12 protein-coding genes are annotated in these 12,673 nt (G+C 67.3%); 7 read left to right on the top strand and 5 right to left on the bottom strand.

Translation table 11 applies throughout. The annotated features are described in order from the left end of the window. Positions 1 to 3: 3 nt before the first annotated feature. The gene (locus L2U69_RS16815) at positions 4 to 750 is read right to left on the bottom strand and encodes a GntR family transcriptional regulator (protein WP_236108293.1); all 747 of its coding nucleotides are present in this window, start codon (positions 748 to 750) and stop codon (positions 4 to 6) included. A gap of 134 nt (positions 751 to 884) precedes the next feature. On the opposite strand from L2U69_RS16815, the gene L2U69_RS16810 reads away from it, so the two are divergent. After that, positions 885 to 1,892 (top strand): succinylglutamate desuccinylase/aspartoacylase family protein, encoded by a 1,008-nt coding sequence (locus L2U69_RS16810; RefSeq protein ID WP_236108292.1) that lies wholly within the window; start codon positions 885 to 887, stop codon positions 1,890 to 1,892. A 31-nt stretch (positions 1,893 to 1,923) separates the two neighbouring features. Here L2U69_RS16810 and hisC read toward each other — a convergent pair whose 3' ends face one another. Then, complete coding sequence (gene hisC / locus L2U69_RS16805; RefSeq protein WP_236108291.1) at positions 1,924 to 3,036, bottom strand: histidinol-phosphate transaminase; 1,113 nt, start codon at positions 3,034 to 3,036, stop codon at positions 1,924 to 1,926. 270 nt (positions 3,037 to 3,306) lie between these two features. Between hisC and L2U69_RS16800 the strand changes: the two genes are divergently transcribed. Genes L2U69_RS16800 through L2U69_RS16785 form a run of 4 tightly spaced genes read left to right on the top strand, consistent with a single transcriptional unit; the run spans position 3,307 to position 8,156 of the window. Next, entirely contained in the window at positions 3,307 to 4,683 is a 1,377-nt protein-coding gene (locus L2U69_RS16800) for an FAD-binding oxidoreductase (protein WP_236108290.1), read from the top strand. Next, positions 4,680 to 5,690: an ABC transporter permease gene (locus L2U69_RS16795; RefSeq protein WP_236108289.1), complete on the top strand. Its 1,011-nt coding sequence runs from the start codon at positions 4,680 to 4,682 to the stop codon at positions 5,688 to 5,690. Before L2U69_RS16800 ends, L2U69_RS16795 begins: the two co-directional genes overlap by 4 nt. Positions 5,691 to 5,703: 13 nt before the next feature. Beyond that, positions 5,704 to 6,531 (top strand): ABC transporter permease, encoded by an 828-nt coding sequence (locus L2U69_RS16790; protein WP_236108288.1) that lies wholly within the window; start codon positions 5,704 to 5,706, stop codon positions 6,529 to 6,531. Continuing rightward, positions 6,528 to 8,156 carry an ABC transporter ATP-binding protein gene (locus tag L2U69_RS16785; RefSeq protein ID WP_236108287.1) on the top strand — a complete coding sequence of 543 codons (1,629 nt, stop codon included), beginning with the start codon at positions 6,528 to 6,530 and terminating at the stop codon, positions 8,154 to 8,156. The genes L2U69_RS16790 and L2U69_RS16785 overlap by 4 nt, the downstream gene beginning before the upstream one ends. A gap of 18 nt (positions 8,157 to 8,174) precedes the next feature. On the opposite strand, the gene L2U69_RS16780 is transcribed toward L2U69_RS16785, so the two are convergent. Continuing rightward, positions 8,175 to 8,984 (bottom strand): phytanoyl-CoA dioxygenase family protein, encoded by an 810-nt coding sequence (locus tag L2U69_RS16780; protein WP_236108286.1) that lies wholly within the window; start codon positions 8,982 to 8,984, stop codon positions 8,175 to 8,177. Positions 8,985 to 9,075: 91 nt separating this feature from the next. Here L2U69_RS16780 and L2U69_RS16775 point away from each other — a divergent pair, with 91 nt between their 5' ends. Beyond that, positions 9,076 to 9,813 carry a UTRA domain-containing protein gene (locus L2U69_RS16775; RefSeq protein WP_236108285.1) on the top strand — a complete coding sequence of 246 codons (738 nt, stop codon included), beginning with the start codon at positions 9,076 to 9,078 and terminating at the stop codon, positions 9,811 to 9,813. A gap of 30 nt (positions 9,814 to 9,843) precedes the next feature. Here the strand turns inward: L2U69_RS16775 and L2U69_RS16770 are convergent, their stop codons facing one another. Next, positions 9,844 to 10,701, bottom strand: a complete 858-nt coding sequence (locus L2U69_RS16770; protein WP_236108284.1) for a LysR family transcriptional regulator — start codon at positions 10,699 to 10,701, stop codon at positions 9,844 to 9,846. Positions 10,702 to 10,829: 128 nt separating this feature from the next. On the opposite strand from L2U69_RS16770, the gene L2U69_RS16765 reads away from it, so the two are divergent. Then, positions 10,830 to 12,122, top strand: coding sequence for an OmpP1/FadL family transporter (locus L2U69_RS16765; RefSeq protein ID WP_236108283.1), 1,293 nt, complete (start codon positions 10,830 to 10,832; stop codon positions 12,120 to 12,122). 16 nt (positions 12,123 to 12,138) lie between these two features. Here the strand turns inward: L2U69_RS16765 and L2U69_RS16760 are convergent, their stop codons facing one another. Next, positions 12,139 to 12,663 carry a winged helix DNA-binding protein gene (locus tag L2U69_RS16760; protein WP_236108282.1) on the bottom strand — a complete coding sequence of 175 codons (525 nt, stop codon included), beginning with the start codon at positions 12,661 to 12,663 and terminating at the stop codon, positions 12,139 to 12,141. Positions 12,664 to 12,673 lie beyond the last annotated feature (10 nt).

The following is a 12,673-nucleotide window of genomic DNA, read 5'->3' as shown; positions in this document are numbered from 1 at the left end:
GGCTCAGCTTTCCGGGCGGTCGAGGCTGAAGCGGCCCTTGATCGAGAAGCGGTCGCCCGGATAGGTCAGATGCACCACCGTGATGGGCAGGCCACGATGGAATGTCTGGCGATCCACGACCAGAAGCGCCGCGCCGACCTTGACACCCAGCTTGTTGGCGAGATCGGCGCTGGCGTTGGTGGCGCGCACCGTATGCTCGACCTCGGACCAGGGGATGTTGTCCAGCAGCCATTTGCTGGGCGGGACGTCCTGGAATTGCTCGTGTTCCACATGGGGGAAGGCATCGAAATTGATGTAGCGGGTCTCGAGCTGGACCGGCAGATTGTCGGCGAGGTGGATCGCCTCGATGAACAGCAGGCGGGCGCCCGCGGGCAGTGCCGGCCAGGTGACGCCGCCCTTGCCGTTGCGGATCACGCGCCGTTCGAGAATGCGGTATTCGTAGAGCTGCTTGGTCCGCTCGATCTCGTCCGAGACGTCGCGCAGCGGCAGCACGAAGCGTTCCTGGAACTGCCAGGAGACGACGGTGCCGGCGCGCCGGTTGCGTTCGACGAGACCGCTCTTCGCCAGTTCGGTGATCGCCTTGTTCACGGTCTGGCGCGAGGTGTTGAAGATCTCCGTCAGTTCGGCTTCCGACGGCAGTTTCTCACCCTGCTTGTAGCGGCCCTTCAGGATCTGTTCGGTGACCGCGCGCCCGATCTGCTTGAACAGGGGGCCCTGACCGTCGAGGGCGAAGCTGGGCGTTTTCGGCATTTCACAGTTCATGGGCTCGCGTTTTTCCTTCGGCGGCGACGGTTTCATGGTGCCGTTCCCGCGTCTCGACAGAATGGATTGGGTTTCGGGCCCGGATCAAGTCGCGCAAGCGGTTCCGGCTTCAAAGAGGCGGCATGATGATTTCCTTCGGACCGGTACACACGACGCTCGATTTCTCGGCGGCGGGGATCAACGCCGGCAATCTCTACCTCGATCATTCCGACGATCGGCACGCGGCCAGCCTGATCCCCGTGCCCGTGATCGTGCTGCGCCGGGGCGAGGGGCCCACGGTGCTGCTGACCGCCGGCATCCATGGCGACGAATACGAAGGTCAGATCGCGCTGCGCCGGCTGGTCCACGACCTGCCGCTGGCCGAACTGACGGGGCGGATCATCCTGCTGCCCGCCTTCAACGCGCCGGCCGTCCGCGCCGCGCGGCGGGTCTCGCCGCTCGACGGGGTCAATCTCAACCGCGCCTTTCCCGGCGCGCCCGACCGGGGGCCGACGGCGGCGATCGCCGGTTTCGTGATGGAGCATCTGGTGCCCATGGCCGATTTCGTGCTGGACCTTCATTCCGGCGGCACCACGGGCCTCTATGCGGATCAGGCCTTCCTCAGCCTGCCGGCGGAGCCGCGTCTCCGCGCCAAGGGGATCGAGGCGGCGGCCTGGCTGGGCGCGCCGCTGACGGTCACGATCCCGCTCGAGCCCGATTTCGGCGATTTCGACGGTGCCGTCCTGGCGCACGGCGTGCCCTTCCTGTCCTCGGAATTCGGCGGCGGTGCCCTGGTCTCGCCCGGCTCGCTCGCCCGGGCGGTGGCCGGGGTGCGGCGGGTCCTGCATTGGACCGGGGTCTGGCGTGGAGACTGCGCGGCGCCCGGCACGCGCTATGTCGTGCCGGCGCCGGGTGGGCGGCTGCTGGCGCCCCGCGCCGGCCTGTTCGAGCCGGCTTTCGATGTCGGGCAGGAGGTCGCGGCGGATCAGATCGCCGGCCGCCTCCATGATGTCGACGAACCGCTGCGGCCGCCGCTGGACCTGCGCTTCGGTGCTGCCGGCGTCGTCGTCAACCGCTATCGCGCGGCCCTGGTGCCGGCGGGCGCGATCCTTGCCACGGTGGCCGGGACGGTGGCGCCCGAGACGCTCTGACGCGATCCGGCCGGCGGCGCCCGCCACCGCCTCATGCCTCGGCCATGACGGCGTCGAGCGCGGCGAGGAAGGCCTCGTTGTCCGCGCGGGTGCCGATGGAGACGCGGATGAAGCCGGTATAGCCGGGCTCCAGCCAGGGTTTGACCAGAACACCCCGGCGGCGCAGGGCTTCGGCCACGGCGGCGCCGTCGCGCCCGGTGTCGAAGAACAGGGAATTGGCCTCGCTCGGCGCGACCGCGTAACCGCGCAGCGCCAGGGCGCCGCGCAGGGCGGCGCGCAGGGCGCGGATCTCGGCGGTCACCCGGTCCAGATGGGCGGTGTCGGCATAGGCCGCCTCGGCCGCTGCCAGCGCCGCGGCATTGACCGAGAAGGGCGAGCGCACCTTATAGAGATTGCGGACGAAATCCGCGTCATGGGCGATGCCATAGCCGATACGGAGGCCGGCGAGGCCATAAGCCTTGGAAAAGGTCCGCAGCACGACCCAGGGACCATGATGCGCGGCCAGCATGGCGAGCGTGTCGACCCGTGCCTCGGGCGAGACGAATTCGACATAGGCTTCGTCGAGGATCAGCAACGTTTCCGGGCCGCAGGCAGCGAGGATGCGGCCGATGTCCTGCCCGGTCAGCACCGCGCCCACCGGATTGGACGGGGTGGCGAGAATCAGCACCCTCGGCTTTTCGGCCAGCGCCGCCTCGATCGCGGCGACGGGAAAGCGCCATCCCGCCTCGAACGGCAGGAGGCGGGCATGGGCGCCCAGGACGTCGGCCCAGATCTTGTGCAGGCCGAAGCTCGGCATCGTGGTGACGGCGCATTCGCCGGGCCGCATGACCATGCGGTAGATGATGCCGATCAGATCCTCCGAACCGTCGCCGAAGGCGAGGCGGTCGGCATCGACGCCGAGCCGTGCCGCGATCAGGCCGCGCAGCACCGTCTCGTCGCGGTCGGGATAGCGGAACAGGTCGTTCGCGGCGGCGCGCACGGCCTCGATGGCGGCGGGCGAGGGGCCGAGGGGGTTCTCGTTGCTGTCCAGCTTCACGATCCGCTCCAGGCCGAGCTGGCGGCGCAGCTTTTCCGGATGAAGGCCCGCGTTGTAGGTCGGCAGCGACGTCACCTCGTCGCGGATCAGGGGGGTGGATGCGGCCATGGCTTCGATCCTTCGGGACAACGCTGGACGGTTTCATTGTACGGACAATAAATCCGTTGTCGACGGGCTCATGACCCAATTATGAGCCTGTGAGCCTTCAAGTGCGATTTTTATGTGTTTACAAATAAAAAGCACTGGCCGAAGATTTTCCCGATCATGCCGATCGGGGCGTCGACGCCGCCGGGATTGAACCGGCGCGGGTGGCGGTGCGAAGATCGGCCGTGGCCGCCAAAGGCGGCGGGTGTTTCAGGCGGGGTTCGAACGGTCACCATGACGGACGACAGGCAATCGGCGCTCCAGGCGCTCGCGGCGCGCTTCGGGGACCGGGTCAGCACCGCCCGGGCAATCCGGGACCAGCATGGTCACGGCGAATCCTGGCATCCGACGGCGCTGCCCGACGCGGTCTTCTTCGCCGAAAGCGAGGCGGATGTGGTCGAGGCGGTGAAGATCTGCGCCGCGCACGGCATGCCCATCGTACCCTTCGGCGCCGGCACCTCTGTCGAGGGCCAGGTGCAGGCGGTCAGGGGCGGCGTCTCCATCGACCTGTCGCGCATGAAGCGGATCGTCGCCGTCCGTCCGGACGACATGGACTGCACGGTGGAGCCGGGCGTCACCCGGGGCGAGTTGAACGACTACATCCGCGACATGGGGCTGTTCTTTCCCGTCGATCCGGCGGGGGAGGCGACTTTCGGCGGCATGGCCTCCACCCGCGCCTCGGGCACCAATGCGGTGCGTTACGGCACCATGAAGGACATGGTGCTGTCGCTCCGGGCGGTGCTGGCCGACGGTTCGATCCTGCGCACGGGCCAGCGCGCCAAGAAGACCTCGGCGGGCTATGATCTCACCCGTCTCTTCGTCGGCGCCGAAGGCACCCTCGGCATCATCACGGAACTCAATCTGAAGCTGGCGGGGATCCCGGAACAGGTATCGGCCGCCACCTGCTCCTTCCCCGACATGGAACACGCGGTGCGTACCGTGGTCGAGGTCCTGCAATGCGGCATCGCCATGTCGCGGATCGAGGTCGCCGACGAGGTCCAGCTCAAGGCGATCAACCTCTACTGCAAGACCGATTTTCCCGAGCAACCCATGCTGTTCCTCGAATTCGCCGGCAATCCCAAGGGCGTCGCGGCCGAGATCGAGATCGTGCGCGACCTCGCTCAGGCGAACGGCGGCAGCGATTTCCGCTGGGCCGCGAACGAGGAGGAGCGACGCGCCCTCTGGCATGCGCGCTACATGGCGGTGGCGTCGTCGAAACTGCTGAAGCCCGGGGCGCGGGGCATGTCGACCGACGTCTGCGTGCCGATCTCGCGGCTCGTCGAATGCATCACCGAGACCAAGGCCGATCTCGAATGCTGCTCGCTGCCGGCGCCGCTGGTCGGCCATGTCGGCGACGGCAATTTCCACCTCTACATCCTGTTCGATCCCGACGATCCGACCGAGAGCGCCGAAGCCATGCGCATCAGCGAGGATCTGGCGGCGCGCGCCATCGCCATGGAAGGCACCTGTACGGGTGAACACGGCGTCGGCCTCGGCAAGCGGAAGTTCATGGTGGAGGAATTGGGCGATCCCGCCGTCGCTGCGATGCGCGCCATCAAGACCGCCCTCGATCCCCACGGCCTGATGAATCCGGGGAAAATGCTGCCGTGAGCGCGGCCGAGGACGGCAAGGCGGGCGCCGAGACCCGCCGGGCGTTCCGCATGCCGCCGATCCTCGTCATGGTGGCGCGGCGCCTCGCGATCGGCGTCGTCACCCTGTTCGTGGTCTCGCTCATCATCTTCTTCGGGGTCGAACTGCTGCCGGGCGATTTCGCCGCCGCCGTGCTCGGCCAGTCGGGCACGCCCGAGACGGTGGCGGCGCTGCGCAGCCGCCTCGGCCTCGACGTGCCGGCCCATATCCGCTACCTCAACTGGCTCGGCGGGCTCCTGCAGGGCGATCTCGGCTATTCCCTCTCGGGCGAGATCCGTATCGCCGACATTCTCGGCACGCGCCTGTTCAACACCATGTTCCTGGCCGGTTACGCGGCGGTGATCGCGGTGCCCCTGGCGGTCGGCCTCGGCATCGTCGCGGCACTCTATCGCAACAGCATTCTCGACCGGGTGATCAGCACCGCGACCCTCGGCGCGATCTCCTTTCCCGAATTCTTCGTTTCCTATGTCCTCGTTCTCGTCTTCGCGATCGAACTCGGCTGGTTCCCCAGCCTGTCCCAGGTCTCGGCCGGCATGGGGTTCGGCGAAAGGCTCTATGTCCTGTTCCTGCCGGCGATCACCCTCACCATGTGCACGACCGCGCATATGATGCGGATGACGCGGGCGGCGATCATCAATCTCCTGTCGACGCCCTATATCGAGATGGTGCGCCTGAAGGGCATCACGCCCTGGCGCGTCGTCGTGCAGCACGCGCTGCCCAACGCGCTGGCGCCGATCATCAACGTGATCGCGGTGAACATCGCCTATCTCATCGTCGGCGTCGTGCTGGTCGAGGTGGTCTTCGTCTATCCGGGCCTCGGCCAGTTGCTGGTCGATTCCGTCTCCAAGCGGGATCTGCCGGTGGTGCAGGTGGCCAGCATGATCTTCGCGGCCGCCTATATCCTGCTCAATCTGCTGGCGGACGTGCTGTCGATCGTCAGCAACCCCCGCCTGCTGCATCCGCGCTGAGGGGGAGAGAGCCTTGTCCCGCGCCCTTCGCCAGTTCTTCCGCATCCCGCCGACGGCGCTGCTCGGCATGGCGGTGGTTCTCGGCTATGCCGTCGTCGCGCTCTTCGCCCACTGGATCGCCCCCTTCGGCGAATCCGAGATCGTCTCCAGCCAGTATGATCCCTGGGGCGGCGCCTTCCTGCTCGGGACCGACAATATCGGCCGCGACATGTTCAGCCGCCTGATCTACGGCGCGCGCAACACCATCGGCATCGCCCTGCTGATCACGGCGCTGTCCTTTTCCGTCGGCGGCCTGCTGGGCCTGTTCGCGGCGGTGCGCGGCGGCTGGGTCGACATGGTGCTGTCCTGGATCGTCGACATCCTGATGGCGATCCCCCAGCTCATCTACGCGCTTCTGCTGCTCACCATCTTCGGCACCTCGATCCCGGTCCTGATCGCGGTGGTGGCGGTGCTGGATTCGACGCGCGTCTTCCGCCTCGCGCGCTCGGTCGGGATGAATGTCGTCGTGCTCGATTTCGTCGAGGCGGCACGGCTTCGGGGCGAGAGCCTGTGGTGGATCGTCCGGCGCGAGGTGCTGCCCAACGTCCTGCCGCCCCTGATCGCGGAATTCGGCGTGCGCTTCTGCTTCGTCTTCCTCTTCATCTCCGCGCTCTCCTTCCTCGGCATCGGCATCCAGCCGCCGCTGGCCGACTGGGGCTCGATGGTGCGCGACAACGCGACCCTGATCACCTTCGGCGACGTCACGCCCGTGCTGCCGGGGCTCGCCATCGCCATCCTGACGGTGGCGGTGAATTTCGTGGTCGACTGGGTGCTGGGCAAGGCGAGCGGGGCGAAGTCATGACCGATACGGCGCGGCGGAAGGGCGATCGCCTGCTCGAGATCCGGGGGCTGCGCATCGAGGCGCGGAATGCCGCCGGCGACTGGGGCGAGATCGTCCACGGCGTCGATCTCGATCTGAACCGGGGCGAGGTCCTGGGCCTGATCGGCGAGTCCGGGGCCGGCAAATCCACCATCGGGCTGGCCGCCATGGGGTATGCCCGCGAAGGCTGCCGCATCGCCGGCGGCAGCATAATGTTCGACGGCATCGATCTCGCCACCGCGAGCGAGGCGGAGAAGCGCGGCCTGCGCGGGGCCCGCATCGCCTATGTCGCGCAGAGCGCCGCCGCCGCCTTCGATCCCGCCCACCGCCTGATCGACCAATATGCCGAGGCGCCGGTGCGCCACGGCGTGAAGTCCAGGGCCGAGGCCCATGAGGAGGCCAAGGCGCTCTACCGCCGCATGCAGCTGCCGGATCCCGACCGCATCGGCTTTCGCTATCCCCATCAGGTCTCGGGCGGGCAGTTGCAGCGCGCGATGACGGCCATGGCCATGGCCTGTCGGCCCGACCTGATCATCTTCGACGAACCGACCACGGCCCTCGACGTCACCACCCAGATCGAGGTCCTGGCGGCGATCAAGGACGTGGTGCGGCAATATCGGACGGCGGCGATCTACATCACCCACGACCTCGCCGTGGTCGCCCAGATGGCCGACCGCATCAAGGTCCTGCAATACGGCCGCGAGGTCGAGGAGGCGCCGGCGGACGAGATGATGGCCGCCCCGCGCGAGGACTACACGCGCTCGCTCTGGGCCGTGCGCCACATGGAAAAGCCCGAGGCGCCGGCGCCCGCGCTCGATCCCGTGCTGTCGGTGCGGAAGGTCTCGGCCGCCTATGGCCGGGGCATGACCGTGCTCGACGACGTCAGCGTCGATCTCCACCGCGGCCGCACGGTCGCGGTGGTCGGCGAGTCCGGTTCCGGCAAATCGACCCTGGCCCGGGTCATCGCCGGCCTGCTGCCGCCGGTTTCGGGCGACGTGCTGATCGACGGCGGGCCGCTGTCGCCGACGCTCGCCGGGCGCAGCCGCGAGGATCGCCAGCGCATCCAGATGATCTATCAGATGGCCGATACCGCGCTCAATCCGCGCCAGAAGGTCCGCGACATCATCGGCCGGCCCATGCGCTTCTATCTCGGCCTCGACCGTGCCGAGGTGGCGCGCCGGGTCGCCGAGATGCTGGACATGATCGAACTGCCGAAGGCTTTCGCCGACCGCTATCCGGGCGAATTATCGGGCGGCCAGAAGCAGCGCATCGGCATCGCCCGCGCGCTTGCCGCCGAACCCGAGGTGGTGATCTGCGACGAGGTCACCTCCGCCCTCGACCAGCTCGTCGCCGAGGGCATCCTGAAGCTCCTCATGCGGCTCCAGCGCGAGATGCGGCTGTCCTATTTCTTCATCACCCACGAACTGGCGACCGTGAAGGCGATCGCGGACGACGTCGTCGTCATGCGCCACGGCCGGGTGGTGGACCGGGGCACGCGGGCGGAAGTCCTGTTCCCGCCGCGCAAGGACTACACGAAGGTGCTGCTCTCCTCCGTGCCGGAAATGAACACCGGCTGGCTGGACGGCCTGTTGGCCGCGCGGCTCTGACCCGCGCGGCGCCGCGCCTCAAGCCGCCAGATCGGGGAATTCCGGCCCTTCCAGTGCATCGCCGGTCTTCAGGCCGAGGTGGCGGAACGGGGGCGAACCCTTACCGCCGCGGTCGATGAAGACCGCGCCGTCGCCCACCCAGCGGGCGGAGAACACGCGGCGCCGGTTCTGTTTCGAGAGATTGGCGGGCGCGCCGTGGACGGTGGCGAAATGGAAGCAGACCGCATCGCCCGGCTCCACCGCCCAGCCGAGGATGTCGTAGTCCGCGCGGTGGCCGTCGATGTCGGGCATGACCGGCGCCTTGTCGCCGGCATAAAGCTCGGTCCCGTCGAAGCGCATGGGCTTGTAGCTGTGACCCCAGCGGTGCGAGCCGCCGACCAGTTCCAGGGTGATCTCGCGCGGCACCGGATCCAGGGGGATCCACATGGAAACGCTCTTCTCGCCGCTGCAGCAGTAGTACGGCAGGTCCTGATGCCAGGGCGTGACGATGGAATTGCCCGGCTCCTTGACCAGGATGTGGTCGTGGAAGAAGCGCGCGCTGCGCGACTGCATCAGGGCGGCGGCGATGCGTCCGGCGCCCGAGTCCTCGACGAAGCGGCGATATTCGGGAATGCGCTGCCAGTTGCACAGATCCTGGAAGAAGGGCGCGCTGCCGTCGGCCGGCTGATAGGACCGCTCCAGCGGGCTGGGCGCCTGCATCAGCTTCGCCGTGCCTTGGCGCAGGTCCTCCACCCAATCCTTGAACACGCCGCGCAGGATGATTGCGCCGTCGCGCTCGAAACGGTCGACCACGTCTTGGGTTGGCAGGGAAACGGCGGTTTGTGCCACGATGCGGCTCCTCGGGTTGGCGGCTTTCGATTGCCTTCGATCCGATCATGTATATACATGTCATGTCAAGTAGTGGACGAGAGCCGAGGCGATGAATCAACCCCTGCCGCATTATCAGCGCCTGAAGGCTTTCGTGACCGGGGAGATCGAGGCGGGGCGCCTGCGCCCGGGCGACCGCATTCCCTCGGAACTGGACCTGATCAAGCGTTTCGGCGTCTCGCGCATGACCGCCAACCGGGCGCTCCGCGAACTCGAGCAGGCGGGCGCGGTCACCCGAGTCCAGGGCGTCGGCTCCTTCGTCGCCAGCCGCAAGACCGAACAGGCGATGTTCGAGATCAACAATATCGCCGAGGCGGTACGTGCTGGCGGCCAGGCCTATGGCTGCCGCGTCATCCGCCTCGCGGCCGAGGCGGACCCGGCCATGGCGGCCTTCATGGGCCTCGCCCCCGGGGAGCGTTACGGCCGCGCCGTCCTGCTGCATCTGGCCGACGGCGTGCCGGTGCAGCACGAGGACCGCTGCGCCAATCTCGCCTTCGCACCCGATTTCCTGACCCAGGATTTCACCCGCGTGACGCCTTACGACCATCTGATGTCGCTCGGCCCCCTGCAGGCGGCGGAGCAGGTGTTCGAGGCGGATCTGCCGGGGGCGGATCTCGCCCGTCTGCTGCAGGTGACGGCCAGCCTGCCGTGCATCGTGCTGCGCCGGCGTACCTGGTCCTTGAACATGGTCGCCTCGGCCGCGCGGATCACGGCGCCCAGCAGCCGCTACCGCTTTTCGGGCGTGACCGGCACCGTGCCGCCCGCCGGCCTCGGCCTGCCGCGGCTCTGAGACCCCGTGCCCGCCGATACCCGTGGCCTGTCAGTGGCGGGGACGGTTGCCGGCCATATGGTCGTAGAAGGCGCGGACGCGGGCGGTGGTGAGCAGTTCGCGCGGAGTCAGCAGCCAGACGTCCTGACGCAATTCGGGCAGGAGAGGCGACAGGCGTTCCAGGCTGGGGCAGCCGTCGCCCAGCACGGTCGGCAGCACGGCGACGCCGATGCCCGCCTGGACAGCGCGCAGCATGATCAGGGTGGTGTCGACCTGGGCCGCGATCTTGGCGTTCGGCAGATTGTCCTGCATCCAGGCATCGATCATGCGGGTCGGCTGGCGTGTCGCATAGGTGATCCAGGGCAGGTCGACATAGTGGCGTCCGGCCTTCGCCCGATCGGCCATGTCATGGGTGCCGTAGACCGCATGGTCGAGCCTGTTGATGCGCCGCCCGACCAGACTGTCCTGGGGCGTATTGGTCACCCGGATCGCGATGTCCGCCTCGCGCCGTGACAGGTTCAGGACTTCGTTGCCGGCGATGATCTCGAGTTCGATGAGGGGATAGCGGTCGCCGAAGCTGCGGAAGGCGTCGGCATAGAGCCAGGCAAAGGCGTCGCAGGTGGCGAGACGCAGCACGCCGGCAAGGCGGGTGTCGTTGCCCGAGACGACACGCTCGAGATCCAGCAGTTGATCCTCGATGCGCAGCGCCGTCTCGAGCACGGTCTCGCCGGCGGCGGTGAGCGCGATGCCGCCGCGCGCCGGATCGACCAGTTGTGAACCATAGAGGCGCTCCAGCCCCTTGATCCGGCGCGCCACCGTCGTATGGGTGACGCCCAGGGCCTTGGCGGCGGCGCTGAAGGTGCCGTGCCGATGAACGGCGATGATGAAGGGAAGATCGCCCCAATACATTCACGCTTCCATCCCGTTGCCTGCTTCCATCCGTTGATTGAATTTTTTTGCACAGGTTAACCACAAACTATCGCATTCCGTCTTCACCCGTACACACCCATTCTGGTCGGTGGCATGGGGGGAAAGACATGAGTGTGCGGACGGTGATGTGGCGTGTGGCGGCCCTGGGTACGGTTCTCTGTGCCGGGGCGGGTTCTGCGTGGGGCGCCAGCGGCGGCCTGGTCCTGACCGGGACCAGCGCCAAGGACAGGGGCATGGGCGGCGCCGGCATGGCCATAGCGCGGGATGCGGTGGCCGCCATCAACAATCCGGCGGCGACGGTCGTGGTCGGCGATCAACTCACCATCGGCCTGACGATTCTCTATCAGGCCGCGGATCTCGAGGTCTCGGGCGCCGGCGCGGGGCCGTTCCCGCTCGAGCCCGGCCGGTCGGACAACAAGGAGCGCTTCTTCGAGGTGCCCTTCGCCTCGGCCACCCATCGCATCGACGAGCGCTGGGCGGTCGGGATTTCCGCCTATGGGCTGTTCGGCCTGGGCGTGGCCTTTCCCGGCCACCCGCGCAGCAATTGCCCGTTCGGCATGCCCTCGGGCCCCTTGTGCGGCGGCGAGAGCACGCTCGACACCAGTGCCCTCTTCGTGACGCCGACCATCGCCTATCGCCTGAGCCCGGCGCTGTCCGTCGGGGTGTCGCCGGCCCTGGTCTATTCCCGCTTCAAGGCCAAGGGTTTCACCGCCCTGGCCCCGGCCTCCGTCGATCCCGCGAACATCGGCGACAACGGCATCGACGAAGCCTTCGGCTATGCCGCCAAGATCGGCATCCACTACGAGGGAGAGGATGTCGCGATCGGCCTGACCTATCAGACCGAGGCGAACATGGAGCGTTACGAGCGATACGGCGGCCTTTTGCCGGAAGGCGGCAATTTCGACCTGCCGGCGATCCTGGCCCTGGGGATCGCCTATGATCCCGTCGCGGATGTGACGCTCGCCGCCGATGTCCAGGGCGTGTTCTATGCCGATGTGCCGGTGCTGGGAAATCGCTTCGTCAATCCGCTGGTGCCGGGAAATCCCATGCTGGGCAGCGACGGGGGCGCGGGCTTCGGCTGGAAGGATCAATGGATCCTGCACCTCGGGGCCGAGCATCGCGTCAGCGAGAGCCTGGCGCTGCGTGCCGGCTATGCCTATGCCACCAAGCTCTACGGCGGTCGCGACGCGCTGCTGAACGCCATGGCGCCGGCGATCATGCGCCACAACGTCGCCGCGGGCTTCAGTCAGGCCCTGTTCGACGATGTAACCCTGGACGTCGGCATCACCTATGCCCTGCCGCTGTCGCAAGACGGCTTCAATCCGCTGTCGCCCGACCAGCGGATCAGTTCCACCCACGGCATCGTCGAGGGGGCGGTCGCGATCAATTACGCCTGGTGAGACGGGCAGGGGGCCGTCAGCCGACGGCGGGCTTTCGTTCGTCTTCGTCCATCTCCAGTTCCACCACCTCGCCGACGCGGGACATGAACTCCATGCCGGTGTGGATCTGGACGTCCGTCAGGTGCTGAACGATTGCATTGATGAAGCGTTCGCCGTTGGCGATCATCTCGGAAATGAACTGGACGCCCTTGTCGGTCAGGGAAATCACCTTCTCCCGGCCCGACTCGGCGCTCTCCTCGATGGTCAGGAATTCGAGCGGCGGCTGGCTCAATTTGCGCAGCGCCTTCGAAATGGCCGGGCTGCTCAACTCGTACCATTCGATGATCAACTGCTCGATCACCTTGCGGTGAAGAACACGCCCCTCATGACCGCGCGAATGGATCAGCCACATGATGACGGTCTGGTGGCGATCGAGGATGCCGCTGCTCAAATTCTTCTCCACGGCCATGCCGACCGTGTAGTGATAGGGAAAAAAGAGCTTGAGGAAATTGAGCGCGGCATTCTCGCGGGTAATGGGATAGATGAGGTTATACTTCGACATCACGCGCGTG

It is taken from the genome of Zavarzinia marina (assembly GCF_021568905.1).
Lineage (GTDB): Bacteria > Pseudomonadota > Alphaproteobacteria > Zavarziniales > Zavarziniaceae > Zavarzinia > Zavarzinia marina.
Note: the sequence above shows the minus strand (reverse complement) of the source record. Positions and strands in the feature narration are given on the sequence as shown.

Excerpts from the sequence above, each read along its gene's own strand:
- hisC (WP_236108291.1), bottom strand. The coding sequence starts at position 3,036 with ATGGCCGCATCCACCCCCCTGATCCGCGACGAGGTGACGTCGCTGCCG.
- L2U69_RS16770 (WP_236108284.1), bottom strand. The coding sequence starts at position 10,701 with ATGTATTGGGGCGATCTTCCCTTCATCATCGCCGTTCATCGGCACGGC.
- L2U69_RS16800 (WP_236108290.1), top strand. The coding sequence starts at position 3,307 with ATGACGGACGACAGGCAATCGGCGCTCCAGGCGCTCGCGGCGCGCTTC.
- L2U69_RS16815 (WP_236108293.1), bottom strand. The coding sequence starts at position 750 with ATGCCGAAAACGCCCAGCTTCGCCCTCGACGGTCAGGGCCCCCTGTTC.
- L2U69_RS16810 (WP_236108292.1), top strand. The coding sequence starts at position 885 with ATGATGATTTCCTTCGGACCGGTACACACGACGCTCGATTTCTCGGCG.
- L2U69_RS16760 (WP_236108282.1), bottom strand. The coding sequence starts at position 12,663 with ATGTCGAAGTATAACCTCATCTATCCCATTACCCGCGAGAATGCCGCG.
- L2U69_RS16785 (WP_236108287.1), top strand. The coding sequence starts at position 6,528 with ATGACCGATACGGCGCGGCGGAAGGGCGATCGCCTGCTCGAGATCCGG.
- L2U69_RS16775 (WP_236108285.1), top strand. The coding sequence starts at position 9,076 with ATGAATCAACCCCTGCCGCATTATCAGCGCCTGAAGGCTTTCGTGACC.
- L2U69_RS16765 (WP_236108283.1), top strand. The coding sequence starts at position 10,830 with ATGAGTGTGCGGACGGTGATGTGGCGTGTGGCGGCCCTGGGTACGGTT.